Genomic DNA, 25462 nt, shown 5'->3' with positions numbered 1-25462 from the left:
CTCAGGCCTCGGTGCCGACCTCGACCGCGGTCAGCACATCGCCGACCAGGCCCGCGCCGAGCGTGTTTCCGCCCGCGGGATCGATCAGCAGGAAGCTGCCGGTCTGCCGGTTCGCCCGGTAGTCGTCGGCCGCGATCGGCTCGGCGACGCGCACCGAGATGCGCCCGATGTCGTTGAGCTCCAACGCTTCCGGGTTCGGGTCAGCGGCGAGCCGCTGCTCGTCGAATCGCTCGATGAGCGCGCCGACGATGGCCTGGGTGGTGCGGGTGCCGTGCTTGAGCAGCAGCCGCGCGCCGGGGCGCAGCGGCTTGTCGCCCAGCCAGCAGACCGTCGCGTCGAAGCTGTCGATCGGTTCCGGCGCGTCGGCGACGGCGGCGATGATGTCGCCGCGGGAGATGTCGACCTCGTCGGCCAGGATCAGCGTCACGCTGCGCCCGGCCTGCGCGACGGCGAGCTCGCCGTCCGGGGTGTCGATGCGCTCCACGGTCGTGCGCACGCCCGAGGGCAGCACCACGATCTCGTCACCTGGCGCCACCGAACCGGCCGCGATCTGACCCGCGTAGCCGCGGTAGTCCGGGTATTCGGCGGTGCGCGGGCGGATCACGTACTGCACCGGGAAGCGCAGACCCAGCGAGTGCGCGCCGGAGTTGTCGGCGTCGACCGGCACCGACTCCAGGTGCTCGATGAGCGACGGCCCGTCGTAGTACGGGGTGTTCTCGGAGCGGCTGGCGATGTTGTCGCCGTGCAGCGCCGAGACCGGGATCTCCAGCACGTCCTCGGCCGTCCAGCCCAGGGTGCTGGTGAGCTTGTTGAACTCGGCGGAGATCTCGGCGAACACGCTCGCGGCGTCGTCGACGAGGTCGATCTTGTTCACCGCGAGCACCAGCTTCGGCACGCCGAGCAGCGCGAGCACCGCCGCGTGCCTGCGGGTCTGCTCGATGACGCCCTTGCGCGCGTCGACCAGCAGGATCACCAGCTGCGCGGTGGACGCGCCGGAAACGGTGTTGCGGGTGTACTGCACGTGCCCGGGGGTGTCCGCGAGCACGAAAGACCGCTTGGGCGTTGCGAAGTAACGGTAGGCGACATCGATGGTGATGCCCTGCTCCCGCTCCGCGCGCAGCCCGTCCACGAGCAGTGAGAGATCCGGGGTGGCCAGACCCTTGTCCACCGACGCGCGGGTGACGGCGTCGATCTGGTCGGCGAGCACGGACTTCGTGTCGTAGAGCAGCCGTCCGACCAGGGTGGACTTACCGTCGTCGACAGAACCGGCGGTGGCCAGCCTCAATAGGTCGGACATATCAGAAATAACCCTCTCGCTTGCGGTCTTCCATCGCGGCCTCGGAAACCCGGTCGTCGCCACGGGTCGCACCACGTTCGGTCAGTCGAGACGCGGCCACCTCGGCGAGGATCGCCTCGTTGTCGGCCGCGTCGGAAATGATGGCGCCGGTGGTCGATCCGTCGCCGACGGTGCGGTAGCGCACCGAACGGGTCTCCAGCACCTCGCCCTCGCGCGGGCCGCCCCACACGCCCGGCGTCATCCACATGCCGTCGCGCTGGTACACCGGGCGCTCGTGCGCGTAGTAGATGGTCGCGAGTTCGACGTTCTCCCTGGCGATGTAGCGCCAGATGTCGAGCTCGGTCCAGTTGCTCAGCGGGAACACCCGCACGTGCTCGCCCGGCGCGTGCCGCCCGTTGTACAGGTTCCACAGCTCGGGGCGCTGCCGCTTCGGGTCCCACTGGCCGAAGGCGTTGCGCAGCGAGAAGATTCGCTCCTTGGCGCGGGAGCGCTCCTCGTCGCGGCGGCCGCCGCCGAACACCGCGTCGAAGCGGTTCTCGGAGATGGCGTCCAGCAGCGGCACGGTCTGCAGCGGGTTGCGGATGCCGTCCGGGCGCTCGGTGAGCCTGCCGTCGGCCAGGTAGTCCTCGACGCTGGCGACATGCAAGCGCAGCCCGTACTTCTCGACCACTTTGTCGCGGAACTCCAGCACCTCGGGCAGGTTGTGGCCGGTGTCCACGTGCAGCAGCGCGAAGGGCAGCGGCGCGGGCCAGAAGGCCTTGAGCGCCAAGTGCAGCAGCACGGTGGAGTCCTTGCCGCCGGAGAACAGGATCACCGGCCGCTCGAACTCGCCCGCTACCTCGCGGAAGATGTGGATGGCCTCCGACTCGAGCGCCGCGAGGGTGTCGAAGTCGGAGATGCCTAGGGAGCGTTCACTGATGGTCTCGGTCATGATTGATGCAACCCGCATTCGGTCTTGGCGAGGCCGGCCCATCGGCCGCTTCGCGGATCGGATCCCGGCTCCGGCTTCCGTGTGCACGGAGCGCAGCCGATGGACGGATATCCCTCCTCCACCAGGGGATTGACGAGGATGCCGTGCTGTTCGATGTAGGCATGCATCTCGTCGTCGGACCACGGTGCGATCGGATTGATCTTCACCAGGCCGAAGGCTTCGTCGTAGGAGATCAGCGGCGCGTTGGCGCGGGTGGGGGCCTCCACCCGGCGGATGCCGGTGACCCAGGCGTTGTAGCCCGTCAGCGACTTCTTCAGCGGCACCACCTTGCGCAGGCGGCAGCACTCGCCCGCGTCGCGCGCGAACAGGTCCTTGCCGAGCAGTTCGTCCTGCTCGGCAACGGTGTGCTCCGGGCGGACGTCGATCACGTTGACCCCGTACACGGCCTCGACCGCGTCCCGGGTGCCGATGGTCTCGGCGAAGTGATAGCCCGTGTCCAGGAACAGCACGTCGACACCGGAGCGGACCTGCGCCGCGAGGTGGACCAGCACGCCGTCCTGCATGTTGGAGGCGACGATGTACCCGGAGCCGAAGGTCTCCTCGGTCCAGCGCAGCAGGTCGAGCGCCGAGGCGTCGGGGCCGAGTTCGGCCGCGCCGCGTTCGGCGATCGCCCGCAGCTCGTCTTCGGCGAGCTTGTTCGCGAGTTTCGTTGTCACAGTTGATCTCCCGTCAGCCGAGTCACGATCGTGCTCATCGCAGGTCGGCCTCGTCGGCGCGGACCGCCCACTGGGCGAACCGCTCGTCCGCGTTCCGGTTCTTGACGAAGTTGCGCACCACGCGCTCGATGTAGTCGCCGAGTTCGGCGCTGGTCACCTTGTGCTGGCGCAGCTTTCGGCCGAAGCCGCTGTCGAGTCCGAGGCTGCCACCGAGGTGAACCTGGAAGCCCTCGACTTGATTCCCCTCGCCGTCGTCCACCAGCTGGCCCTTGAAGCCGATGTCGGCGATCTGGGACCGGCCGCACGAGTTCGGGCAGCCGTTGATGTTCACCGTGATCGGCACGTCCAGCTGGGCGTTGACGTCGGCGAGCCGCTGCTCGAGCTCCGGCGCGAGTACCTGGGAGCGCTTGCGTGTCTCGACGAAGGAGAGCTTGCAGAACTCGATGCCGCTGCAGGCCAGCAGGTTTCGCCGCCAGATGGACGGGCGGGCCTGCAGCCCGAGCGGTTCCAGTTCGGCGATCAGCTGCTCGACCTTGTCGTCGGCGACGTCGAGCACGATCAGCTTCTGGTACGGGGTGAAGCGGATACGGTCGGCGCCGATCTTCTCGACCGCGTCGGCCACCTGGGTCAGGATGGTGCCCGAGACGCGACCGGCGATGGGGGAGAAGCCGACCGCATTGAGGCCGTTGCGGAGCCGCTGCACGCCGACGTGGTCGATCGGCTTGGCGGGCTGCTCCGGCGCGGGACCGTCGATCAGCTTGCGCTTCAGGTACTTCTCCTCGAGCACCTCGCGGAACTTCTCGATGCCCCAGTCCTTGATCAGGAACTTCAGCCGCGCCTTGGTGCGCAGGCGGCGGTAGCCGTAGTCGCGGTAGAGGGAGACCACGGCCTCCCACACGTCGGGTACCTCGTCCAGCGGAACCCAGGCGCCGACGCGCTGCGCGAGCATCGGGTTGGTGGACAGACCGCCGCCGACCCACAGGTCCAGGCCGGGCCCATGCTCGGGGTGCTCCACGCCGATGAACGCGACGTCGTTGATCTCGTGCACCACGTCCTGCTGACCCGAGATCGCGGTCTTGAACTTGCGCGGCAGGTTCGAGTACCGCTTGTCGCCGATGTAGCGGCGCACGATCTCCTCGATCGCCGGGGTGGTGTCGATGACCTCGTCCAGCGATTCACCGGCCAGCGGCGAGCCGAGCACCACGCGGGGGCAGTCGCCGCACGCCTCGGTGGTCTGCAGGCCGACCTCCTCGAGCCGCCGCCAGATCTCCGGCACGTTCTCGATCTCGATCCAGTGGTACTGGACGTTCTCGCGGTCGGACAGGTCCGCGGTGTCGCGGCCGAACTCGGTGGAGATCTGACCGAGCGTGCGCAGCTGCGCGACGTTCAGCGCGCCGCCGTCGCAGCGCACCCGCATCATGAAGTACTTGGCCTCGAGCAGATCGATGTTCTCGTCGCCGGTGAAGGTGCCGTCGTAGCCCTGCTCGCGCTGGGTGTAGAGGCCCCACCAGCGGAACCGGCCGCGCAGGTCGGCCTTGTCGATGCTGTCGAATCCGCCCCGCGCGTAGATGTTCTCGATGCGGGCGCGGACGTTGAGCGGGTTGTCGTCCTTCTTGCTCTGCTCGTTCGGGTTGAGCGGTTCCCGGTAGCCGAGCGCCCACTGGCCCTCGGACTTGCGCCGCACCGGCTTGCCGGTGCGGGCGCGCGGGGCCGTCGAAGCCTCGGGCCGCGGGCGGTCCGGCCGCACGCGGCGCTCGGTGGCCGGGCGTTCGGGACGCGCCTGCCTGGGTGTCGGCTGATCGCTGGGACCGGCGTCGGTGCTCGACGTCATGAGGTCGCTCCTGCTGGGTGGGTGGTACATCCGTGCTGAGGGCGTGAGGGGCTGGCTCACGCCCGCGGTGTCAGCGGACCGATGCGATGGGAGTCGCCGGGAGACCCGGAAGAAAGGCGCCGCTGAGCTACCGGTGAGAACCGGGCAGACAGCAGGCGCTACAGACGCGCTTGTAGTCGACGTGGCGACGTGCCACAAGTCGTACTCCCGATGCGCGCATGCGGCCCATTGTGCCATGTCAGAACGGGCGTTCCGACCGTCATGCCGGTATTTCCCGCGAAATAGGGGGAAATTCCCTGGACCGCGAGGTCTATTTGTGATGGTCGTCATATTTCCCGGCGCGAACGGGGCCGGTGATTCGCCCGAAGTGTCCGTTGTGAACCGCGGCACCGCCCGTTGACCTCGAGTTCGCTCGAGGTGTGAGTATCTTCCTCATGAGTACCGCACCCGTCGACACCGAAGTCGAAGTAGACGCTATCCGCCAGATCGTCGCCACCGTCGAGCACGTCCAGCAGCACGAACTCGTCGACGAATTCGTCGCGCTGTTCCGCGCCGACGCCATCTGGACCACGGGCCACGGCAAGCGCCTGTTCGGCCGCGACGCCATCGCCGAGTTCACCGCCGCCGTGCTGCCCGGCGCGACCATCCACGGCAAGGCGACCTACGAGCTCGAGCACGTGCTGTTCATCCGTCCCGACGTGGCCGCGGTCAAGGTCCGCCAGCGGTACTTCACCAACGAGGGCGTTCTGGCGAGCGAGGGCACTCCGATGTACGTGATGGCCAAGGAGGACGGCCGCTGGCTGCTCACGGCGAATCAGAACACGCCGATCCTCGCGGACTGAATGTTGCGCACTCGCGGCCGCGGGCGGGTTGGGCCCGGTCGTCGGTCGTCAGTGCAGTCCGGCTCGGCGACCGCCGCGACGTCGTCGAGGTCCGAGGCGGCAGCGGCTCCGGTTCGGGGCTCGCGCCCGTCCTCGGATCCGCAGTGCCGCAACGTCTTTCGGTTCCAGTTGGTCAGGCGGCCTGCTCGTCCTGGTGTGCGCCGCCGAGCCCCTGTCCCCAGCCGCCGTCGACCGGCAATTCGATGCCGGTGGTGAAAGTGGCGTCGAAGGCGAGGAAGAGGGCCGCCTTCGCGACTTCTTCGACGGTCCCGTTGCGGCGCAGGGGCGTGCTCCGCTCACCTTGCCGCAGGAAATCGGCGCGCTGTTCGGCGGTCAGCCCGACCACGCCCATCGTCGGTGTCTCGATGAAGCCCGGCGCCACGGCGTTGACGCGGATCCGGCGCGGCAGCAGTTCGGCGGCCAGCACCTGGGAGATCGCGCGCAGCGCCTCCTTCGAGCCGGAGTACGCGCTGAGGCCGGGGAAGATCACGTCGTTGGCCACCGTGGTGAAGACGATCGACCCGCCATCGGCGAGGAGCGGGGCCAGTTTGCGGACGGTGAAGAACGCGCCTTTGGTGTTGATGGCGAACTGCCGGTCGAACGATTCCTCGGTGGCCTCTTCGAGGGTCTGGAACTCGGCGGTCCCGTGATTGACGAACAGCGCGTCGACGCGGCCGAGCCGCTCCTCGACCAGGCCGCCGAGTGCCTCGATCGCGTCCATGTCGGCCGCGTCGGAGGCGACCACGTGCGCGTTCCTTCCGGCCAGCCGCTCGCGCGCCTGCTCGATCGTCTGCCGATTGCGGCCGGTCAGCACTACTTCCGCGCCCCGGTCGAGCAGGGCCTCGGCGATCGCCAAGCCCATTCCGTGCGTGCCGCCCGTGACCACTGCCTTCTTGTCTTCGTGCATTGCCGACACCTTCCCGTTGGTTCCTGATGAGCATCTCGGTTACTTCTGGTAACCGAGATGATCTTCGGTCACCAGCGCTGAGCTGGGAAGACCGCACTTTTTTGTCAGTCGGTTACCGCGCGGGTACCGATCCCGACCTCGATAGCGGCCCGAGTCGGGGCACAGGTTCGCGAATAGAGGTGACGGTTGGCACACCACCGGTGTCGGCGTGGTCCCCGGGCGGAGGGAGTTGCGGTTCGGCGGGCACACTGGACAGGTGAGTTCCGCCGTACCCCTCTCGGAGACCGACGCCGACGCGCCCGTGCTGCGCGACTTCGGCGGCGGGCCGTTCGGCGTGTACGTGCACGTGCCCTTCTGCGCGACGCGCTGCGGGTACTGCGACTTCAACACCTACACCGCCGGCGAGCTCGGCAGTTCGGCGTCGCCGCAGTCGTGGCTCGCGGCGTTGCGCGGTGAACTGGCCGCGGCCGCCGATCGCTTCGCCGGTCTGCCGTCGGCCACGCCCGAGGTCTCGACCGTCTTCGTCGGCGGCGGCACGCCGTCGCTGCTCGGCGGGGACGGTCTCGCCGACGTGCTCGACGCCGTCCGGTCGGCGTTCGCCCTCGCGCCGGATGCCGAGGTGACCACCGAGTCGAATCCGGAATCCACCTCGCCGGAGTTCTTCGACCGCATCAGGGCGGCGGGGTACACCCGCGTCTCGCTCGGTATGCAGTCGGCCGCCCGGCACGTGCTCGCGGTGCTCGACCGCACCCACACGCCCGGTCGCGCGGTCGCCGCCGCCCGCGAAGCGCGGGCCGCGGGATTCGAGCACGTGAACCTGGATCTGATCTACGGCACGCCGGGCGAGCGCGACACCGATCTCGACGCCAGCCTGGACGCCGTGCTCGACGCAGGCGTTGACCACGTCTCCGCGTATTCGCTCATCGTCGAGGACGGAACCGCGTTGGCGCGCAAGGTGCGTCGCGGCGAACTGCCCGCCCCCGACGACGACGTGCTCGCCGCCCGCTACGAACGCATCGACACCCGCCTCGCCGCCGCCGGGCTCACCTGGTACGAGGTATCCAATTGGGCGGCAAACGATTCCGCCCGGTGCAGGCACAACCTCGGCTATTGGGACGGCGGCGACTGGCTCGGTGCGGGCCCCGGCGCGCACAGCCACCTCGGCGGGGTGCGCTGGTGGAACGTCAAACATCCCGCGCGGTACGCCGAGCGCGTCGCCCGCGGCGGTCTGCCCGCCGCGGGCTGGGAATCGCTCACCGACGACGAGCGTTACCTCGAACGCGTCATGCTGACCGTCCGCCTGCGCACCGGCCTCCCCCTCACCGACCTCGCCCCCACCGCCACCCCGTCCGTGGACCGAATCATCGCCGACGGCTTGGCAATTCGCGCCCACGACCACCTCGTCCTCACCGACCGCGGCCGCCTCCTCGCCGACGGTGTGGTACGCCGCCTGCTCGACTGATCCGCACGGCCGCAACTACTTTCGCGGCGACTACCGCGCGGGGTACTTCAGGTTCAGCCATTCGTCGAAGGTCGGCCCCGCCAGGATCGCGTCGGGTCCGGGCAACAGTGCGCCAGCGGCTTGGAGTTCCTGGTTCGGGTCCGTGTTGTCGACGATCTCCTCGACCCGTGCCGGAGTACCCCGGCGCGCAGCGAGTTTCGCCACGGCGGCGGCGAGGTTCAGCTCCTCCGGGCCCGCGATCTCGACCATGTCGGCCGCGTTGTCGGCGAGGGCGAGTGCCGCGAGTTCTTCGGCGGTGGTGCGGGCGGCGACGAGCTGGGTGCGGAATTTCGGGACGTAGGCCGTGTCGTCGCGGGTCGTCCATTCGAGCATCATCTCGGTGAACTCGTGGAATTGGGCCGCCCGCAGCACCCGCACCGGCACCGGGCCTTCGCGGTAGCCCGCCTCGTGCGCCAGCTTGCCCGCGTAGTGCCCCGCGGTGAACGGATCGATGCCGATGATCGAGACGACCGCGATGCGCCGCACGCCCGCCGCGGCCGCTTCCCGCTGCACGGTGCGCGCGATGGTGCCGAAATAGTCCGTCACCGCGGCGGTGTCGGTGGTTGCCGCGTTGACCGCGTCCACCACGACGTCCACCCCGGCCAGCGCGTCCGCCAATCCCGCACCGGTGTAGACGTCGACACCCGAGGCCCGGGTGATCGCCACGATCTCGTGGCCCTGGTTCTTCAGCACGTCGATCACTTCGCGGCCGATCCGTCCGCTGGCGCCCACCACTGCGATTCGCATTCGGTACTCCTTCGAGTCGATACCTACGTCCGGAGGACGACGCGGCGGCCCGAGGTGTGACAAGTGTCCACGAACGTCCTGGTGTGAGCTCTATCGCAGGCGAGGGAACCCGCGTAGGCTCCGGCTCGACACGGAGGAGTCCCATGCCCCAGGACCGACCCATCGATCTCGTTCCGAGCCCTGGCGAATTCGCTGAGGCAAGAGCTGCCGAGAAGGCGGAAAACGCACGCAAGAGCGCGATCGCGGCCCGGACGGTCGCCGGCTACGCCCACGACGCCGCCGACTGCCAATCCCTGCTCGCCATGCTCGGCCTCGACGCGCAAGCAGGCAAGCACGCCAAGGGTTTCGACAGTCGCTGAGAGTCAGCCCACACGAACAGCGGCATAACCCGGTCGTGCACAGCCGTCCCCTCCCCAATTGCGGTTCGCGATCTCGTCGCCGACAATGCCACGATCGCCCGGTCACGCGCTACGCGGGGCCGGGCAATTGGCGGGTCGGCAACTAAACTGGATACTCAGACGACCGGGAGGCCGCGGTGTTTCGCGCGCTCCCCGCATGCGTCGGCGGGCCCGCGGCGTATCGAGAAAGCGAGGAGGTGGGGCCGATGTCGAGCACCGAGGATCGGCGCTTCGAGGTCCTGCGCGCGATCGTCGCGGACTATGTCGCCACCAAGGAGCCCATCGGGTCGAAAACCCTGGTGGAGCGCCACAATCTGGGCGTTTCCAGCGCGACGGTCCGCAACGACATGGCGGTGCTGGAGGCCGAGGGCTACATCGCCCAGCCGCACACCAGTTCCGGCCGCATCCCCACCGACAAGGGCTACCGGCAGTTCGTCGACCGGATCTCCGAGGTCAAGCCGCTCTCGCCCGCCGAAAGGCGCGCGATCATGGAGTTCCTGGAATCCGGCGTCGATCTCGACGACGTGCTGCGCCGCGGCGTGCGGCTGCTGGCCCAGCTGACCAGGCAGGTCGCGGTAGTGCAGTACCCGACCGTCTCGGCGTCGACGGTGCGCCACATCGAGGTGGTCGCGTTGAATCCGGCGCGCCTGTTGCTCGTGGTCATCACCGACACCGGCCGGGTCGATCAGCGTCTCGTGGAACTAGGCGCGGTGATCGACGACGAGGACTTGGCCGCGCTGCGCGCGATGCTCGGCGGCGCGATGGACGGCAAGCGCCTGGCCTCCGCCTCGGCCGCGGTCGCCGAACTCCCCGAGCGCGCCCCGCGCCAGCTGCGCGACGTGCTGATCCGGGTGTCCACGGTGCTGGTGGAGACCCTGGTCGAACACCCCGAGGAGCGGTTGGTGCTCGGCGGCACCGCGAACCTCACCCGCAACGCGGCCGATTTCGGCCTGCCGGGTTCGCTGCGTCAGGTGCTGGAGGCGCTGGAGGAGCAGGTGATCGTGCTCAAGCTGCTTGCCGCCGCCCAGCATCCTGGCACGGTGACCGTGCGCATCGGCGAGGAGACTCAGGTCGAGCAGATGCGCGGCACGTCGGTGGTGTCGACGGGGTACGGCGTCGAGGGCGCGGTGCTCGGCGGCATGGGCGTGCTCGGCCCCACCCGGATGGATTACCCGGGCACCATCGCCTCGGTCGCGGCCGTAGCGCGCTATATCGGCGAGGTGCTGGCCGAGCGCTGACGCCGAACCGTGCCCACGGCGCTGCTACCCTCGAACCTCTGGCCGGATAAAGTTGAGTGCATCCGACTAATGTCGACGAGGTCGGCATTCGGTTGGAGCGGCACAGGCGAGTCACAGCGACCAAGGACTAGAGAACTCAAGTGGCACGGGACTACTACGGACTGCTCGGCGTCGCGAAGAACGCGACCGACCAGGAGATCAAGCGCGCCTACCGCAAGCTGGCGCGCGAACTCCACCCGGACGTCAACCCCGACGAGGCCGCCCAGGCCAAGTTCAAGGACGTGTCGGCGGCCTACGAGGTGCTCTCCGATCCGGAGAAGCGCCGGATCGTCGACATGGGCGGTGACCCGCTCGAGTCCGGCGGGGGCGGCGCAGGCTTCTCCGGCGCGGGCTTCGGCGGTCTCGGCGACGTGTTCGAGGCGTTCTTCGGCGGCATGAGCGGCGCGGGCGGCGGTCAGCGCAAGCCGCGCGGCCGGGTACAGCCGGGCGCCGACTCGCTGCTGCGCACCCGCCTCAGCCTCGCCGAATGCGCGGTCGGCGTCACCAAACACCTGACCGTCGACACCGCCATCCTCTGCGACAGCTGCCACGGTGCAGGCACCAACGGCAACTCCAAGCCGGTGCGCTGCGAAACCTGCGGCGGCGCAGGCGAAGTCCAGTCCGTGCAGCGGTCGTTCCTCGGCCAGGTGCTCACCTCGCGGCCCTGCCCGACCTGCCGCGGCGCGGGCGAGACCATCCCCGATCCCTGCCACAAGTGCGGCGGCGACGGCCGGGTTCGCGCCCGTCGCGAGATCGCGGCGCCCATTCCGGCAGGTGTCGCCAACGGCATGCGCGTCCGGCTGGCCGCCCAGGGCGAGGTCGGCCACGGCGGCGGTCACGCGGGCGATCTGTACGTGGAGATCGTGGAGCAGCCGCACGACGTATTCGTCCGCGACGGCGACGACCTGCACTGCACCATCCGGGTCCCGATGGTGGACGCCGCGCTCGGCACCACCGTCGTCATCGACACGATCCTGGACGGCCCGACCGAACTGACCATCGCGCCGGGCACCCAGCCCAACGAGGTGTCGGTGCTGCGCGGGCACGGCATGCCGAAGCTGCGCTCCGGCGCGCGCGGCGACCTGATCGCGCACCTGGACATCGTGGTGCCGACCAAGCTGGACGGCAAGCAGACCGATCTGCTGCGCAAGTACAAGGGCATGCGCGAGCGCGACCGCGCCGAGGTGATGTCGGCGCAGTCCGAGCACAACAGCGGGCTGTTCGCCCGGTTGCGCGCCTCGTTCAGCGGGCGCTGAGCCGTTGGCCGCCACGGTCTTCTACCTCGACGACATTCCCGAGCCCGGCGCGGTCGCGGTGCTCGACGGCCCGGAGGGGCGGCACGCCGCGACCGTGCGGCGTATCCGGGTCGGCGAGCCGATCACCCTGTCCGACGGACGCGGTGTGCTCGCCGAATCGGAAGTCGTCGCCGCCCAGCGCGACCGGCTCGATCTGAGGGTGCTGAACAAGACCGTGGCGCAGCCGGTTTCGCCGCGCGTCACCGTGGTGCAGGCGCTGCCGAAATCGGACCGTTCGGAGCTGGCCGTCGAGCTGATGACCGAGGCGGGTGCGGACACGATCGTGCCGTGGCAGGCGGCGCGCTGCGTCGCCAACTGGGAGGGTAAGGCCGCCAAGGCCGTCGACAAGTGGCGGGCCGCGGCGCGCTCTGCCGCCCGCCAATCGCGGCGCGCCTACATCCCCGAGGTCGCCGACCTGCACCGCACCCGCGACCTGCTCGAGCTGATCCGAAAGGCCAAGGCCGAGGGCGCGATCGTGGCCGCGCTACACGAATCCGGCCGCGGTCGTTTCACCGAGCTGCCGTTCGCGGAGGCGCCGGAGGTGGTGCTGATCGTGGGCCCCGAAGGCGGACTGGACGAGGGCGAGCTCACCGAAGTTGCCGCGGCCGGAGCGGACGTCGTGCTGCTCGGGCCGACCGTGCTGCGCACCTCCACGGCGGCCGCGGTCGCGCTCGGTGCGTTGGGCGCGTTGACCCCGCGCTGGTGAGCGGCCGTCACGCCGATCGCGCGGCCCGCGAACCGATCGTCGCGACCGTGAACAGGATCGCTCCCGCGGCGAGCAGCGCGGCGACGGTGCCGGTCAGCCCGAGCCAGCCCGCGTGCGCGAAGGCCAAGCCCGACAGGCCGCCTACGACCGCGCTGCCGAGGTAGTAGAAGAACAGGTACAGCGAGGATGCCGCCCCGCGATTGTCGCGGGCGAGCGTGCCGACCCAGGCGCTCGCCACCGTGTGCGCCGCGAAGAAGCCCGCGGTGTAGAGCAAGACACCGACGGCGACGCAGCCCAACCGGTCCGGCAGGCTCAACGCCAACCCGACACCCATCAGCGCCATCGACGCGGTGAGCATCCGGTGTCTGCCGACGCGGTCGGCGAGCCTGCCGCCCCACGCCGAGGCCACGGTGCCCGCCAGATACAGCAGGAACACCGAACCCGCCACCGCCGCGGGCAATTCGAAGGGGCGCTGGGTGAGCCGGTAGCCGAGGAAGTTGTAGATCGAGACGAAACCGCCCATCAAGACGAAGGCAAGGCCGAACAGCGCCAGCAACTGACGGTGGCGCAGCTGCGTACCGAGGTCGCCGAGGACCGTGCGCAATCCGGCGGGCCGGGCCACGAATCCCCGCGAGGGCGGCAGCAGCTGGACGAACCACACTGTGCAGGCTGCCGCGGCCACGCCGACCGCCGCCGTGGCCCAGCGCCAAGACGCCACGTCGAGGGTGAACGAGGGGATCAGACGTCCCGCGAGACCGCCGATCGTGGTGCCTGCGACGTACACGCCCATCGCCGCGCCGAGACCTTCGGTACCGATCTCCTCCGCCAGATACGCCATCGCCACCGCGGGCACACCCGCCAGCGCGATGCCCTGCAGCGCCCGGCCCGCGAGCAGCGCGTCGAGCGACGGGCTGAACGGCAGCAGCAGACCGATGACCGCGGCGGCCACCGCCGATCCGATCATCACCTTGGTCCTGCCGATCCGGCTGGACAGCGCGCTCACCGGCACGATGGCCAGCGCGAGGCAGCCGGTGGTGAGCGAGACCGCAAGCGCGGCGCGGGCGGGCGTAGCGCCGAACGCCTCGGACAGGCTCGGCAGCAGCGCCTGCGCGTTGTACATGGAGGCGAAGGTGGTGAGGCCTGCCGCGAACAGCGCGAGGGTGATCCTGCGGTTACGCGCCACATCGGCGGACAGGCTCTGCGCGCTGGCGTTGGTCGACGGTTGTGCCGTTGTGCTGGTCATGGCTACCTCCTGATTTCGAGGATTGTCGCCGCGCGTTCCGAAAGGAAATGAATAATAATTACCGAGTTGATGCCTCTATGACATATAGGGAGGTAGCGAGTTGCTGGGCGAAGATCTCCGGTGGTTCACGACACTCGCCGAACTCGAGCGGATGAGCGCGGCCGCCGAGCGCCTGCACATCGCGCAGCCGACGCTGTCGCGAATGCTCGCCCGGCTGGAACGCAAGCTCGGCGCGGAATTGTTCGATCGGAAGGGAAAGCGCATCGCGCTCAACGAATTCGGTCGCGTCTATTACGAACACGCGCGCCGCGCGCAGGCCGAACTCGACGCGGCGGGTCAAGCCGTCGCCGATCTCGCCAATCCCGCGCGCGGAGTGGTGCGGCTGTCGTTCCTGCATTCTTTCGGCGGCTGGCTGGTGCCGCAGCTGATCGCCGGCTTCCGGCGCAATGCGGGCCGGGTCACCGTGACGTTGCGCCAGGGCGGCGCCGAGAAGATCACCGGGCAGGTGCTCGACGGTACGGCCGATCTCGCCGTCGTCTCCCCGCGTCCGGCGGCACCCGGCGTCGGGTGGCGCGGTCTGCTGCGGCAGCCGCTGGTACTCGCCGTGCCCGCGGAGCACCGGCTGGCCGGGCGCAGACAGGTGCGCATGGCCGAATTGGGCGGCGACGAATTCGTCTCCATGCCGCCCGGGTTCGGCATGCGGCGGATCTTCGACGAACTCTGCGCGGCCGCGGACATCCGCCCGCACGTCGCCTTCGAGGCCACCGACCTGGTCACCAGCACCGGGCTGGTGGCGGCGGGACTCGGGGTTGCGGTGCTCCCACTGGAGGATCCTGCCCCGGCCGCCGCGCGCTCCGGGCCGGTGCTGGTGCCGTTGGCGGACGACGGCGCGGCGCGGGAGGTGGGACTGATCTGGTCGGCCGCCACCGCGCCGTCGGACGCGGTGAAACGGTTCCGTGACTTCGCCGAGGATTGGTCCGACCGGCACGGGGGAATATCCAGCACACGGCGGGAATGGCCGCCGCATCGGTAGCCGTTTATTCACTGTGCGGTGTCGGTGGGGCGCGTTAAACTTTGGTCATTCACCACGGCTGTCGAGACCGGAAAGCAGGCTGTAACCACTTTTGCGAACACAAGGCGAGATCGGCGACCCGACCAACCCCACAGCAGGCATTGGCGCCCGCGACAACGGCTCGGGCCCCGCAGCACGGACCGTGCGCTCCAGCATCGAACTCGCTCCCGAATCCGTGTTCCCCTTCCTCGGTTCGGCCGACCAGAATCTGCGTCAGCTCGAGCAGTTGCTCGACGCGGACATCCACGTCCGCGGCAATTCCGTGACCCTCACCGGCAAGGCCGCCGACGTCGCCCTGGCCGAGCGGGTCATCGAGCAGCTCATCGCGCTGACCGGCCGCAACAGGGTGGTGACGCCGGAAGCGGTGCGGCACACGGTGTCGATGCTGACCGAAGGTTCCTCGGATTCCCCGGCGGAGGTGCTGAGCCTGGACATCCTGTCCCGGCGCGGCAAGACCATTCGCCCCAAGACGCTGAACCAGAAGCGCTACGTCGACGCGATCGACGCCAACACGATCGTGTTCGGCATCGGACCCGCGGGCACCGGCAAGACCTACCTGGCCATGGCCAAGGCCGTGCAGGCGCTGCAGACCAAGCAGGTCAACCGGATCATCCTCACCCGTCCCGCCGTCGAGGCGGGCGAGCGACTCGGCTTCCTGCCCGGCACGCTCAACGAGAAGATCGACCCGTACCTGCGTCCGCTCTACGACGCGCTGCACGACATGATGGACCCGGAGGCGATCCCGAAGCTGATGGCCGCCGGCGTCATCGAGGTCGCGCCGCTGGCATACATGCGCGGTAGAACCCTCAACGACTCCTTCATCATTCTCGACGAGGCGCAGAACACCACGGCCGAGCAGATGAAGATGTTCCTGACGCGTCTCGGCTTCGGCTCCAAGATCGTGGTCACCGGCGACATCACCCAGGTCGACCTGCCCACCGGTGCGCGCTCCGGCCTGCGCGCGGCCGCGGAGATCCTCACCGAGATCGAGGACATCCACTTCGCGGAGCTCACCAGCAGCGACGTCGTCCGCCACCGGCTGGTCTCGGACATCGTGGACGCCTACGACCGCTTCGAAGCCACCCGGCCTCAGGTCGGCCCACCGCACTACCCGGGTAACCGCGCCCAGCGCCGCGCCGCGGGCCGCGACCGTCGTTAGGCGTACCCGCGCGGGCGGATTGCGTCCGGTACACAGCGAATCCACCGGCCGCCGCCTTTCCATCGGCGGCCGGTCGGCGTTACCGGATTGACGGCTGCTTCGCCTTCGCTCGGCCCGGCGCGGGGCTGCGGGCGGACTGCGTCCGGCTGCGTCTAATACGCTGTTCAGGTGAGCATCGAGATCGCCAACGAGTCGGGTATCGACGTACCCGAAGAAGACCTGGTCAGTGTTGCGCGGTTCGTGATCGCCCGGATGGATGTGCATCCGGCGGCCGAGCTGTCGATGGTGCTCGTCGATCTCGACACCATGGCCGACCTGCACATGCGCTGGATGGACCTGCCCGGCCCCACCGACGTGATGTCCTTCCCGATGGACGAGCTCGAGCCGGGCGGCAGGCCGGACAGCCCCGAGCCCGGTCCCTCCATGCTCGGCGACATCGTGCTGTGCCCGGAATTCGCCGGGGCGCAGGCGCGCAAAGCGGGGCATTCGCTGGAGCACGAGCTCGCGTTGCTCACCGTGCACGGCGTGCTGCACCTGCTCGGCTACGACCACGCCGAGCCGGAGGAGGAGAAGGAGATGTTCGCCCTGCAGGCCCGGCTGCTCGAGGAGTGGTACGAGAGCCTGCGCGAGGCCAGGCGGCGCGCCGAACTCGCCGAGCGCGACGCCCGCCTGCTCGGCAAGGCGGGCTTCACCGGACCCGGTGACGCGCTGGGCCCGGCGTGAGCTCGCTGAACCTGATCCTGCTGGCCGTCCTGCTCGTGCCCGCGGGTGGCTTGTTCGCCGGTGTCGACGCGGCGCTGAACACGATCTCCCCGGCGCGCCTCGGCGACATGGTGCGCGTCGATCGCCCTGGCGCCGCGCGATTGAGCCGCATCGTGGCCGACCGCGCCCGCTATGTGAACCTGATGGTGCTGCTGCGCGTCCTGTGCGAGATCGGCGCGACCGTGCTGCTCGCCGCCGCGCTCATCGAGATCTGGGACGACAACTGGGCGCTGCTGCTCACCGCCGCGGTGATGGTGCTCGTCGACTACGTGGTGATCGGTGTCGGTCCGCGCACTCTGGGCCGCCAGCACGCCTATTCGCTCGCCTTGGCCGCCGCGCTGCCGTTGCAGTTCATCGGCGCGCTGCTCGGCCCGGTGAGCAGGCTGCTGATCTTGATCGGTAACGCCATCACCCCGGGTAAGGGGTTCCGTAACGGTCCGTTCGCCTCGGAGATCGAGCTGCGCGAGGTCGTCGAGATGGCGGGCGAGCGCGGCGTGGTGGCCGACGACGAGCGCCGCATGATCCAGTCGGTGTTCGAGCTCGGCGACACCGCGGCCCGCGCGGTGATGGTGCCGCGCACCGAGATGGTGTGGATCGAGGCGGACAAGACCGCCGCGCAGGCCATGTCGCTCGCGGTGCGCAGCGGCCACTCCCGCATCCCGGTGGTGGGTGAGAACGTCGACGACATCCTCGGCGTGGTCTACCTGAAAGACCTTGTGCCGTACGCGGATCGCAGCCGCAAGGTGCGGGTGCGCGACGTGATGCGCCCCGCGGTGTTCATGCCCGACTCCAAGCCGCTGGACGACCTGCTCGACGAGATGCAGCGCCGCCGCAATCACATGGCACTGCTGGTCGACGAATACGGCGGCATCGCGGGTCTGGTGACCATCGAGGACGTGCTCGAGGAGATCGTCGGCGAGATCGCCGACGAGTACGACATCGGCGAGACCCCACCGGTGGAGGAGCTCGGCGAGGGCCGCTTCCGGGTATCGGCCCGGCTGTCGGTGGAGGATCTCGGCGAGCTCTACGGCATGGACATCGAGGACGAGGACGTGGACACGGTGGGCGGTCTGCTCGCCCACGAGCTCGGCAGGGTGCCGTTGCCCGGATCGAAGATCGTGGTGCACGGGCTGGTGCTGCGCGCCGAAGGCGGTCCGGATCAGCGCGGCCGGATGCGGGTCAACACGGTCTTGGTGCGCAAGGCGCCGGAGAAATCCGGGAAAGCGGGCGCCGTGCTTGCCGACGGCGCAAAATCCAACGGCGGCAAGCGCAATGACAACGAGGACGAGGACGGAGCAACCGATGACTGAACTGGACGCCGAGGACACCAAGCTGCTGACCCTGGCGCGCGGCGCGATGGGCCGCACCGGCGGCACGGGCGGCGCGGCGATCCGCGACACCGACGGCCGCACCTACGCGGCGGGCGAGGTGGACCTGCAGGCGCTGCGGCTCACCGCGTTGCAGGCCGCCGTCGCGGCCGCGATCTCCAGCGGCGCGGAGGGTTTCGAGGCGGCCGTGGTGGTCGGCGGCCGGTTCTCCGACGCCGGCGTCGCCGCGGTGCGCGAGGTGGCAGGCGCGGCGCGGATCATCTTCACCGACCGCGCGGGCGCGGTGTTCGACATCGTCGACGACGCGGCGGGAACCGAGGTGCAGGGTGGCTGACAACTCCGGTTCCGCCGAATTCCGTTCCGGTTTCGTCTGTTTCGTCGGCAGGCCGAACACCGGCAAGTCGACGCTGACCAACGCGCTTGTCGGCGCGAAGATCGCGATCACCTCCTCGCGGCCGCAGACCACCCGCCACACCATCCGCGGTATCGTGCACCGCGACCACGCGCAGCTGATCCTGGTCGACACGCCGGGTCTGCACCGCCCGCGGACGCTGCTCGGCCAGCGGCTCAACGACCTTGTGCGGGACACCTATTCCGAGGTCGACGTGATCGCGATCTGCATCCCGGTTGACGAGAAGATCGGGCCCGGCGACCGCTGGATCGTGCAGCAGATCAAGCAGATGGCGCCCAAGACCACGGTGCTCGGCGTAGTCACCAAGATCGACAAGGTGAGTCGCGACCAGGTCGCCGCCCAGCTGCTCGCCGTCTCCGAACTGCTCGGCCCCGACGCCGACGTGGTGCCGGTGTCGGCGGTCAAGGGCGAGCAGGTCGAGGTGCTCGTCGACGTGATCGCCTCGAAAATGCCTGAGGGCCCGGCCTTCTACCCCGACGGCGAGCTCACCGACGAGCCCGAGGAAACCCTGATGGCCGAGCTCATCCGCGAGGCCGCGCTGGAGGGCGTGCGCGACGAGCTGCCGCACTCGCTGGCCGTGGTGATCGAGGAGGTTCTCCCGCGCGAGGAGAACGAGGAGATGCTCGACGTGCACGCGCTGCTCTACGTCGAACGCCCCAGCCAGAAGGCCATCGTCATCGGCAAGGGCGGCAGCCGCCTCAAGGAGGTCGGCACCAACGCGCGCAAGCAGATCGAGCACATTCTCGGTGTGCGGATCTATCTGCATCTGCACGTCAAGGTCGCCAAGGACTGGCAGCGCGATCCGAAACAGCTTGGCAAGCTGGGCTTCTGACCGATCGGCCCGTTCGCGGGTCGCCAACTCGAGCGAACAAGGTGCCTGAGCCGGATTTGTACCGGTACAGTCCCCGATGACGCCCGTGTGCGTCGCAGCCACGCTTCGCACGGGGAGGCCGTCGAATTGCCCGATACCGCCAACGATGTCCCCAAACTGCTGGAGCTGCTGCGCGCGCTGGAGGTGCCCGACGCGAAGCCGCGTGTGTTCCGCACGCTGCTGCGGCGTAGGCGTCCACTGCCGCGCCCGATCGTCGGTCTGGTCGGCGCGGGCGCTGGCGGTGCGCTGCTCGTCGAAATCTACCGCTGGCTCGGCGAATCCGGCGGCAGGCGGGCGACGCCGCGGGCGCGGGTGGATCTGCAGGCGGCGGACCTGCCGCCCGACGCGCTGACGCCCGATCCGAACGCGACGGGCGAGGAGATCCAGGGCCACTGCCTGCCCATCGTGCAGCGGCTGGTCGAGGGCTTCTCGACCGACGACACGGCGATGGGGCCGATCAAGTTCCCGCGCTACCGCACCGCCGATTGGCTGACCCGCCAGCGCGTCACGAGCGACGAGACCGAGGCCACGGTGGAGTTGCGGTCGCGGCTGCCGCGCCTGCTGCGCAGCGGTTCCCCCGCCGACCGCTCCGACACCGCAGAAGGCGTCAGCGGCGACACCATCTCCCGGCTGGTGTTCGGTGTGCTCGCACTGTGGCCGGTGCTGCGGCTGTGGCTGTGGATCAGCGGGCGCATCCCCGGCATGTCCAAGGTCACCCGCTGGTTCATGCGCCAGCGCTACCTGGCGCCCGAATACTCCGACAGTTTCCTGGGTTTCGCGACCCGGCTGACCGCATCACGGCGCGGCGACGAGAACGAGGAGCAGGTCGCCAAGCTGTTGGTGCACGCCTTCCTCGAGGACCTGCGCGACGCCTACCGCCAACGGCTGTGGCGGCCGTCGAGCTGGCGGCGCACCGCGTATCCGGTGGCGCTGCTCGGCGGTGTCGAGCGCGACGGCGCCGCGAAGCGCCTGATCGGCTGGATCAACGACATCCGCAACGAGACAGGGCATTTCGATCCCCTCGTGGTGCTCGCCTGCCTCGACTACGATCCAGGCCCGAACGACGAGACCGGCGTGTCGTCGACGGACGAGCTGGCCAGGATCGGCGACCTCCAGCACCTCGACACCCTCGAAAGCCTGGTCGACCGCCCGTATTCCGGGCAGCAGCCGGATCCGCTGCAACGCTGGCTGCGCGATATCGACAACATGCGCACCAACCGGGCGAGCGACGCCTGGTTCCTGCCGTTGCGCGTGCGGCTGCCCGATCCGCTGAACGGGCGCGTCCGCGACCCCAGCCTGGCTCACCTCGCGGTGCCGCCCGCGCCGCCGCTGGCCGCCCGCACGTGGTTCGTCGCGATGTGCGTGCTGATTCCGATCGCGCTGCTGGTGGCCGCCGCGCTGGTCTATATTCCGCCGCTGCGCGGCGCGTCGTGCGCGCACTGGCCGTGGACCGCGGGCATCTCGGTGCAGCAGCGGGACGGCGAGTGCGTCGGTTACAGCGACAACGCCGATCAGGTCTTCGCCGACGATCCCGAGCTCTCGGCGATGCAGCGGGAAGTCTTCCGGCTCAACGTCGCCGCCGCCGACGCACGCCGCGGCAACCCGCGCCGCCCGGTCGTCACGCTGATCTACTTCTCCGGGCTCAGCTACGTCGACGCCAACGTGCGATACCCGCACGCCCAGGTCGAGGAGCTCGCGGGACTCGCGGTGCAGCAGCGCCGCGCGCTGCTGGCCTCCGACGAGTCCGAACCGCTGCTGCGCGTCGTCGTCGCCAACGGCGGCTCCGACATGCGGCACGCGACCTGGGTGGTGGAACACCAGCTGCGCGGCCTGCTCGCCGACGAGCCGAGCATTCTCGGCGTGGTCGGCATGGACCGCAGTAACGCCGAAACCCGCAGCGCCATCGGACGACTCGGCGAACTCGGCGTGCCGGTCGTGGCGACGACGCTCTCGGCCGACGGCCTGGAGAAGGCGTCGCCGCTGTACTTCCAAGCGGCGCCGAGCAACAAGACACAGGCGAAGCTGGTCGCCGACTACGTGCAGGGCGCCCGCCATCCCGCGGGCTCGCCGCGGGCGGGGCAGCCGCGCTACAACCAGGTCACCATCTACCACCCGAAGACCGACAACGACATCTACGTCGAGACCCTGGTCGCGGATCTGCGCGCCGAACTGGAAGGCCGCGGCGTGCCGTACCGCCGCATGGAATGGGCCGCGCAGCACGAGCTGAATCGCTTTCCCGCCCCTTGCGAGACAACGGGTTTCGACCGCGGCACGCTGCTGTTCTTCGCGGGCCGCAACGACGATTTCGCGACCTTCGCCAAATCGGTCAGCCGCGGCTGCCTGACGGGGGAGTCGCCCGCCATCCTCGGCAACGACACGGTGACCCGGCTGATCACCGATCAGAAGGCGATGGCGGCGCTGCCCGCCAATCTGTCGGTGCGCTATATCGCCAAGGCCGCCCCGGTGATGCTCGGCGGCGCCGAATGCGTCCGCGGCAACGGCGAACTCGGCAACGAGCAGGTCTCCTTGGACTACGAGCAGCTGTGCGCCGAACTGGCGGCCCTGATCGGCGATCTGCGCGCCTACTCGCAGATGGCCGACTACCAGCCGTCCTGGCCAGGCGACCGCACCGGACTGGCCTACGACGTGGTCGGGCTGTTCCTGGACGCGGTGCGAACCAGGCCGCAGCAGACCGACGGCTCGCTGAACCGCACCGCCATCGCGATACAGCTGCGGGAGTCCAACTATAGCGGCGTCACCGGCACCCTGGGCTTCTCGACCAGCCGGGTCGCCGACGGCTCGTCGATCGCGGTGCTGGTCACCGCGGGCGTCGGTCAGCCGGGCCCGCAGCAGTGCCTGGTGATGTCGCCGCGCCCCGACGACGGGGACGGCTGTCCCTCGGGCACCAAGAGCGCGGTGGAGGACTGGTCGCCTCCGCGGCGCTGAGTCGATACGCCTCCGCGGCGCCGAGTCGATACGCCTCCGCGGCGCCGAATCACCACCACGGTTCGGGGCGGTGCCGCTCCCAGTGCAGCTCGGACTCCAGTTGCGCCGCAACGGAAACCAGCAGCGATTCGGACGACGCGGCGCCCATCAACTGCGCGCCGACGGGCAGGCCCGCGTCGGTGAAACCGGCGGGGACGTTCACGCTCGGCCAGCCGAGCACGTTCCACGGCCAGGTGTACGGGCAGGCGGCGGTGATGAGGTTGTTGGTGGCGTTGACGCCGATGCCGTCGATCTCTTCGGCGCGCGGCGGGGGAGTGGCGGTGGTGGGCGCGAGCACCAAGTCGTAGTCGCTGAAGAAGGTGCCGATGCGCTTGTGCAGCAACGGTTCCGCTTGGCGCGCGGCGAAGAGCGCGGGTCCGCCGAGCACCCGGCCGAAGCGAACGTTGGCGCGGGTGCGCGGGTCCACCTCGGCGCCGGGCATCCGGTCGTGCACGGCGCGGATGCCCGCCATCGAGCGCGGCAGGAACGAGGCGCCGATGAGCAATCCGTAGTGCAGGTCGGCGACGGTGACCGAGTGGCCGAGCTTGCGCAGCGTCGAGGCGATCCCGCGCACCGCGGCCCTGACCTCAGGGTGCAGCGTCGTCTTGGTCGCGGTGAACGGAATACGCAGGGAGAGAGCGATCTTCAGGCGTCCGGGATCACGCCCGACAGCATCGGAGACGCGGATCGGCTCGGGGGTGTGCCGGTCGCCGGGGTGCGGGCCCGCGGCCGTGTCCAGCAGCAGAGCAGCGTCGGCAACGGTACGGGCCAGCGGCCCGTTCACCGTGAGGCCTTGGAACGCCTCGGCTTCCGGCCAGGTGGAGATGCGTCCGCGCTGCGGCTTGATGCCGACGAGGTTGGTCCATGCCGCGGGGATCCGGACCGAGCCCGCGCCGTCGGAACCCAGTGCGGCGGGCACCAATCCGGCGGCAACGGCGGCCGAGGAGCCGCCGGAGGAGCCGCCCGGCGTGTGCTCGCGATGCCACGGATTGCGGGTGTGGCCGAAGGCCGGGCCGCTGGTGAACGGCAGCTGCCCGAGTTCGCAGGTGTTGGTCTTGCCGACGATCACCGCGCCCGCCGCGCGCAGCCGCCGAACCGCTTCGGCGTCTTCGGTTTTCGGTGCGAAGTCGCCACCGCAGCCGAAGGCCGTCGGCTCGCCCGCGATGTCGGTGTCGTCCTTGACGGCGATCGGCACGCCGAGCAGCGGCAGGCGCTCGCCCGCGGCTAGTCGCCGGTCGGACTCGGCGGCCTCGGCCAGCGCCCGGTCCCGGCGGACGACACGGAAGGCGTTGAGCGTCGGCTGGCTCGCCTCGATCCGATCGAGCGCCGCCGTGACCGCCGCGGTGGAGCTGATCGTGCCCGCCGCGAGCGCGTCGGCCAGCCCGGCGAGGCCGGGATCGCCCGCGGGCGGCGCGCCGTCGGCGGGGTCTGACCTGAGCGCTGGGTTCGGCACGGTCATGTGATCTCCCTCTCTTGGATCGTTCGATGTGAACGGTAGCGCTGTCCTGGACGACCGTCCACATGGGTTATCGCCGAGCTGCGCCGAAGCGCATCGGCGCCTGGCTTTCGATGACCGTTCGTTATGCCCGCACGTCGCGAATTCCGCTGGTGCGCCGGGCGACTCTAGACATACATACGGAATGTATGTAAAGGTGGATAGGACGCCCGACATCTGGAGGAAGCCATGGGAATCAGCCCCTCACTCGGTCCCGCGCACGAGATCGCCCTGCCCGGCGGCCGCATCCGCTACCACGAGACGGGGACCGGAGCGCCGGTCGTCTTCGTGCACGGCCTGCTCGTCAACGCCGATCTCTGGCGCGGGGTGGTGCCCGCCGTCGCCGCCGCGGGCTACCGCTGCCTGACGCCGGACTGGCCGCTCGGCTCGCACTCGATACCGGTGCCGGACGCGGACCTGACGCCGACCGGCGTAGCGGACCTCATCGCCGCCTTCCTGGAACGACTCGACCTGACCGACGTCACCCTGGTCGCCAACGACACCGGCGGCGCGATCACCCAGGTACTGCTGGCCCGCAACACCGACCGCATCGGCCGCGTGGTGCTCGCCTCCGTCGACAGCCACGAGAAGTTCCTGCCGCAGCCGTTCACGCTGTTGCCGCTGCTCGCTCGCATCCCGGGATCGGTCCGCCCGCTCACCGAGACGCTGCGCCTGCGCGCGCTGCACCGGCTGCCGCTGGCATTCGGCTGGGTGAGCAAGCGGCCGGTGCCGGACGAGTACGTCGACTCGTACCTGCTGCCGAGCCGCCGGTCCGGCGCCATCCGAAAAGACCTGCGGCGCTTCCTGAAATCCGCGCACCGCCGCTACACGCTGGACGCCGCGACCCGGTTCGGCGCGGTCCGCCTCCCGGTGCTGCTGGTCTGGGCGCGCGAGGACAAGCTGTTCCCCGTCGCCTACGCCGAGCGGCTGGCCCGCGAGTTCCCCAACGCGACGCTGGAACTGATCGACGACTCCTACACCTTCCTGCCCGAGGATCAGCCCGAGTTGCTCGCGCAGCGGATTCTGGAGTTCACTCGGCTGCATGCCGCGCCGTAGCCAGGAGGACCGTTCCCGTACGACAAGGGCCGCCCTGGAAGACGCGGGGCGCCGGCTGTTCGGCGAACGCGGCTTCGCGGCCACCTCCGCCGAGCAGCTGGTGACCGAGGCGGGCGTCACCCGAGGCGCCCTGCACCACCACTACGGCGACAAGCGCGGGCTGTTCCTCGCGGTGCTGGAGCGGGTCGAATCGGACAGCACCGCGGAGATCGGACGTGCCATCGCCGCCGTCGGACCCGACGACATCCTGGCCTCGATGGCCGTCGGCCTGAACGCCTTCCTCGACATCTGCCAGCGCCCCGAGATGATCCGCATCACGCTCTACGACGCACCGGCCGTGCTCGGCTGGGAGGAGTGGCGAGCCTTCGAAGCCAGGCACGGACTCGGCCTGATCACCGCCGCGCTCGAACGGGCGCGCGCCGCCGAGCTGATCGCCGACGCACCTGTCGAGATCCTGGCCAGGTTGCTGCTCAGCGCGGTGACCGAAGCGGGACTGATCGTCGCGCACGCCGCGGACAAGGACACCGCGCGGGCCCAGGCGCAGCAATCACTGCTGCTGCTGGTCGCGGGCCTGCTGCGCACCTAGGCGAGG

General features: G+C 69.7%; 24 protein-coding genes. 15 read left to right on the top strand and 9 right to left on the bottom strand.

The window, feature by feature from the left end:
- Nucleotide 1: 1 nt before the first annotated feature.
- From AB0H50_RS19670 to AB0H50_RS19650, 5 genes are all read right to left on the bottom strand, one after another.
- A complete protein-coding gene (locus tag AB0H50_RS19670) occupies nucleotides 2–1297 on the bottom strand; it encodes a GTP-binding protein (RefSeq protein ID WP_357454332.1) in 1296 nt (431 codons plus the stop codon).
- Nucleotide 1298: 1 nt separating this feature from the next.
- The gene (cysD, locus tag AB0H50_RS19665; RefSeq protein WP_179830894.1) at nucleotides 1299–2246 is read right to left on the bottom strand and encodes a sulfate adenylyltransferase subunit CysD; all 948 of its coding nucleotides are present in this window, start codon (nucleotides 2244–2246) and stop codon (nucleotides 1299–1301) included.
- A complete protein-coding gene (locus tag AB0H50_RS19660; RefSeq protein ID WP_357454328.1) occupies nucleotides 2225–2944 on the bottom strand; it encodes a phosphoadenylyl-sulfate reductase in 720 nt (239 codons plus the stop codon). Before AB0H50_RS19660 ends, cysD begins: the two co-directional genes overlap by 22 nt.
- Nucleotides 2945–2978: 34 nt before the next feature.
- Nucleotides 2979–4775 (bottom strand): nitrite/sulfite reductase, encoded by a 1797-nt coding sequence (locus tag AB0H50_RS19655; RefSeq protein WP_357454325.1) that lies wholly within the window; start codon nucleotides 4773–4775, stop codon nucleotides 2979–2981.
- A gap of 127 nt (nucleotides 4776–4902) precedes the next feature.
- Nucleotides 4903–4995, bottom strand: a complete 93-nt coding sequence (locus tag AB0H50_RS19650; protein WP_355000761.1) for an Ms4527A family Cys-rich leader peptide — start codon at nucleotides 4993–4995, stop codon at nucleotides 4903–4905.
- A gap of 214 nt (nucleotides 4996–5209) precedes the next feature.
- On the opposite strand from AB0H50_RS19650, the gene AB0H50_RS19645 reads away from it, so the two are divergent.
- Nucleotides 5210–5617: an SgcJ/EcaC family oxidoreductase gene (locus AB0H50_RS19645; protein WP_357454322.1), complete on the top strand. Its 408-nt coding sequence runs from the start codon at nucleotides 5210–5212 to the stop codon at nucleotides 5615–5617.
- A 172-nt stretch (nucleotides 5618–5789) separates the two neighbouring features.
- Here the strand turns inward: AB0H50_RS19645 and AB0H50_RS19640 are convergent, their stop codons facing one another.
- Nucleotides 5790–6563, bottom strand: a complete 774-nt coding sequence (locus AB0H50_RS19640; RefSeq protein WP_357454319.1) for an SDR family oxidoreductase — start codon at nucleotides 6561–6563, stop codon at nucleotides 5790–5792.
- Between the two features lie 301 nt (nucleotides 6564–6864).
- On the opposite strand from AB0H50_RS19640, the gene hemW reads away from it, so the two are divergent.
- Nucleotides 6865–8025 (top strand): radical SAM family heme chaperone HemW, encoded by a 1161-nt coding sequence (hemW, locus tag AB0H50_RS19635; RefSeq protein WP_357455318.1) that lies wholly within the window; start codon nucleotides 6865–6867, stop codon nucleotides 8023–8025.
- A gap of 30 nt (nucleotides 8026–8055) precedes the next feature.
- Here the strand turns inward: hemW and AB0H50_RS19630 are convergent, their stop codons facing one another.
- On the bottom strand, nucleotides 8056–8811 hold the full coding sequence (locus AB0H50_RS19630; RefSeq protein WP_357454316.1) for an NAD(P)H-binding protein: 756 nt from the start codon (nucleotides 8809–8811) through the stop codon (nucleotides 8056–8058).
- A 143-nt stretch (nucleotides 8812–8954) separates the two neighbouring features.
- On the opposite strand from AB0H50_RS19630, the gene AB0H50_RS19625 reads away from it, so the two are divergent.
- From AB0H50_RS19625 to AB0H50_RS19610, 4 genes are all read left to right on the top strand, one after another.
- Nucleotides 8955–9170, top strand: a complete 216-nt coding sequence (locus AB0H50_RS19625) for a hypothetical protein (RefSeq protein ID WP_357454313.1) — start codon at nucleotides 8955–8957, stop codon at nucleotides 9168–9170.
- 245 nt (nucleotides 9171–9415) lie between these two features.
- Nucleotides 9416–10447, top strand: a complete 1032-nt coding sequence (gene hrcA / locus AB0H50_RS19620) for a heat-inducible transcriptional repressor HrcA (RefSeq protein WP_357454310.1) — start codon at nucleotides 9416–9418, stop codon at nucleotides 10445–10447.
- A 140-nt stretch (nucleotides 10448–10587) separates the two neighbouring features.
- Nucleotides 10588–11742 carry a molecular chaperone DnaJ gene (gene dnaJ, locus AB0H50_RS19615; RefSeq protein WP_357454307.1) on the top strand — a complete coding sequence of 385 codons (1155 nt, stop codon included), beginning with the start codon at nucleotides 10588–10590 and terminating at the stop codon, nucleotides 11740–11742.
- A gap of 4 nt (nucleotides 11743–11746) precedes the next feature.
- A complete protein-coding gene (locus AB0H50_RS19610) occupies nucleotides 11747–12487 on the top strand; it encodes a 16S rRNA (uracil(1498)-N(3))-methyltransferase (protein WP_357454304.1) in 741 nt (246 codons plus the stop codon).
- A gap of 7 nt (nucleotides 12488–12494) precedes the next feature.
- On the opposite strand, the gene AB0H50_RS19605 is transcribed toward AB0H50_RS19610, so the two are convergent.
- Nucleotides 12495–13730: an MFS transporter gene (locus AB0H50_RS19605; RefSeq protein ID WP_357454301.1), complete on the bottom strand. Its 1236-nt coding sequence runs from the start codon at nucleotides 13728–13730 to the stop codon at nucleotides 12495–12497.
- 100 nt (nucleotides 13731–13830) lie between these two features.
- Between AB0H50_RS19605 and AB0H50_RS19600 the strand changes: the two genes are divergently transcribed.
- From AB0H50_RS19600 to AB0H50_RS19570, 7 genes are all read left to right on the top strand, one after another.
- Nucleotides 13831–14763, top strand: a complete 933-nt coding sequence (locus AB0H50_RS19600) for a LysR family transcriptional regulator (RefSeq protein ID WP_357454298.1) — start codon at nucleotides 13831–13833, stop codon at nucleotides 14761–14763.
- 139 nt (nucleotides 14764–14902) lie between these two features.
- The gene (locus AB0H50_RS19595; RefSeq protein WP_357455315.1) at nucleotides 14903–15961 is read left to right on the top strand and encodes a PhoH family protein; all 1059 of its coding nucleotides are present in this window, start codon (nucleotides 14903–14905) and stop codon (nucleotides 15959–15961) included.
- 168 nt (nucleotides 15962–16129) lie between these two features.
- A complete protein-coding gene (gene ybeY, locus AB0H50_RS19590; protein WP_357454295.1) occupies nucleotides 16130–16684 on the top strand; it encodes an rRNA maturation RNase YbeY in 555 nt (184 codons plus the stop codon).
- Nucleotides 16681–18033, top strand: a complete 1353-nt coding sequence (locus tag AB0H50_RS19585) for a hemolysin family protein (protein ID WP_357454292.1) — start codon at nucleotides 16681–16683, stop codon at nucleotides 18031–18033. Before ybeY ends, AB0H50_RS19585 begins: the two co-directional genes overlap by 4 nt.
- A complete protein-coding gene (locus tag AB0H50_RS19580) occupies nucleotides 18026–18385 on the top strand; it encodes a cytidine deaminase (protein ID WP_357454289.1) in 360 nt (119 codons plus the stop codon). The genes AB0H50_RS19585 and AB0H50_RS19580 overlap by 8 nt, the downstream gene beginning before the upstream one ends.
- Nucleotides 18378–19295, top strand: a complete 918-nt coding sequence (era, locus tag AB0H50_RS19575; RefSeq protein WP_357454288.1) for a GTPase Era — start codon at nucleotides 18378–18380, stop codon at nucleotides 19293–19295. The genes AB0H50_RS19580 and era overlap by 8 nt, the downstream gene beginning before the upstream one ends.
- Before the next feature lie 87 nt (nucleotides 19296–19382).
- The gene (locus AB0H50_RS19570; protein ID WP_357454286.1) at nucleotides 19383–22280 is read left to right on the top strand and encodes a hypothetical protein; all 2898 of its coding nucleotides are present in this window, start codon (nucleotides 19383–19385) and stop codon (nucleotides 22278–22280) included.
- Nucleotides 22281–22329: 49 nt separating this feature from the next.
- Here the strand turns inward: AB0H50_RS19570 and AB0H50_RS19565 are convergent, their stop codons facing one another.
- Nucleotides 22330–23778, bottom strand: coding sequence for an amidase (locus AB0H50_RS19565; RefSeq protein ID WP_357454284.1), 1449 nt, complete (start codon nucleotides 23776–23778; stop codon nucleotides 22330–22332).
- A gap of 225 nt (nucleotides 23779–24003) precedes the next feature.
- Here AB0H50_RS19565 and AB0H50_RS19560 point away from each other — a divergent pair, with 225 nt between their 5' ends.
- Together AB0H50_RS19560 and AB0H50_RS19555 are read left to right on the top strand one after the other, a co-directional pair.
- On the top strand, nucleotides 24004–24870 hold the full coding sequence (locus tag AB0H50_RS19560; RefSeq protein ID WP_357454281.1) for an alpha/beta hydrolase: 867 nt from the start codon (nucleotides 24004–24006) through the stop codon (nucleotides 24868–24870).
- The gene (locus AB0H50_RS19555; RefSeq protein WP_357454278.1) at nucleotides 24857–25456 is read left to right on the top strand and encodes a helix-turn-helix domain-containing protein; all 600 of its coding nucleotides are present in this window, start codon (nucleotides 24857–24859) and stop codon (nucleotides 25454–25456) included. Before AB0H50_RS19560 ends, AB0H50_RS19555 begins: the two co-directional genes overlap by 14 nt.
- Nucleotides 25457–25462 lie beyond the last annotated feature (6 nt).

Source organism: Nocardia sp. NPDC050793, from assembly GCF_040654065.1.
Taxonomy (GTDB): Bacteria; Actinomycetota; Actinomycetes; order Mycobacteriales; family Mycobacteriaceae; genus Nocardia.
This window is presented reverse-complemented; position numbering and strand designations above follow the sequence as displayed.

What these genes read in the sequence shown, in the direction of transcription:
- AB0H50_RS19655 (WP_357454325.1), bottom strand. Translation starts at nt 4,775, where the DNA reads ATGACGTCGAGCACCGACGCCGGTCCCAGCGATCAGCCGACACCCAGG.
- AB0H50_RS19640 (WP_357454319.1), bottom strand. Translation starts at nt 6,563, where the DNA reads ATGCACGAAGACAAGAAGGCAGTGGTCACGGGCGGCACGCACGGAATG.
- AB0H50_RS19630 (WP_357454316.1), bottom strand. Translation starts at nt 8,811, where the DNA reads ATGCGAATCGCAGTGGTGGGCGCCAGCGGACGGATCGGCCGCGAAGTG.
- AB0H50_RS19645 (WP_357454322.1), top strand. Translation starts at nt 5,210, where the DNA reads ATGAGTACCGCACCCGTCGACACCGAAGTCGAAGTAGACGCTATCCGC.
- AB0H50_RS19650 (WP_355000761.1), bottom strand. Translation starts at nt 4,995, where the DNA reads ATGCGCGCATCGGGAGTACGACTTGTGGCACGTCGCCACGTCGACTAC.
- AB0H50_RS19605 (WP_357454301.1), bottom strand. Translation starts at nt 13,730, where the DNA reads ATGACCAGCACAACGGCACAACCGTCGACCAACGCCAGCGCGCAGAGC.
- AB0H50_RS19625 (WP_357454313.1), top strand. Translation starts at nt 8,955, where the DNA reads ATGCCCCAGGACCGACCCATCGATCTCGTTCCGAGCCCTGGCGAATTC.
- cysD (WP_179830894.1), bottom strand. Translation starts at nt 2,246, where the DNA reads ATGCGGGTTGCATCAATCATGACCGAGACCATCAGTGAACGCTCCCTA.
- AB0H50_RS19560 (WP_357454281.1), top strand. Translation starts at nt 24,004, where the DNA reads ATGGGAATCAGCCCCTCACTCGGTCCCGCGCACGAGATCGCCCTGCCC.
- AB0H50_RS19555 (WP_357454278.1), top strand. Translation starts at nt 24,857, where the DNA reads ATGCCGCGCCGTAGCCAGGAGGACCGTTCCCGTACGACAAGGGCCGCC.
- AB0H50_RS19565 (WP_357454284.1), bottom strand. Translation starts at nt 23,778, where the DNA reads ATGACCGTGCCGAACCCAGCGCTCAGGTCAGACCCCGCCGACGGCGCG.
- hrcA (WP_357454310.1), top strand. Translation starts at nt 9,416, where the DNA reads ATGTCGAGCACCGAGGATCGGCGCTTCGAGGTCCTGCGCGCGATCGTC.
- AB0H50_RS19580 (WP_357454289.1), top strand. Translation starts at nt 18,026, where the DNA reads ATGACTGAACTGGACGCCGAGGACACCAAGCTGCTGACCCTGGCGCGC.
- AB0H50_RS19670 (WP_357454332.1), bottom strand. Translation starts at nt 1,297, where the DNA reads ATGTCCGACCTATTGAGGCTGGCCACCGCCGGTTCTGTCGACGACGGT.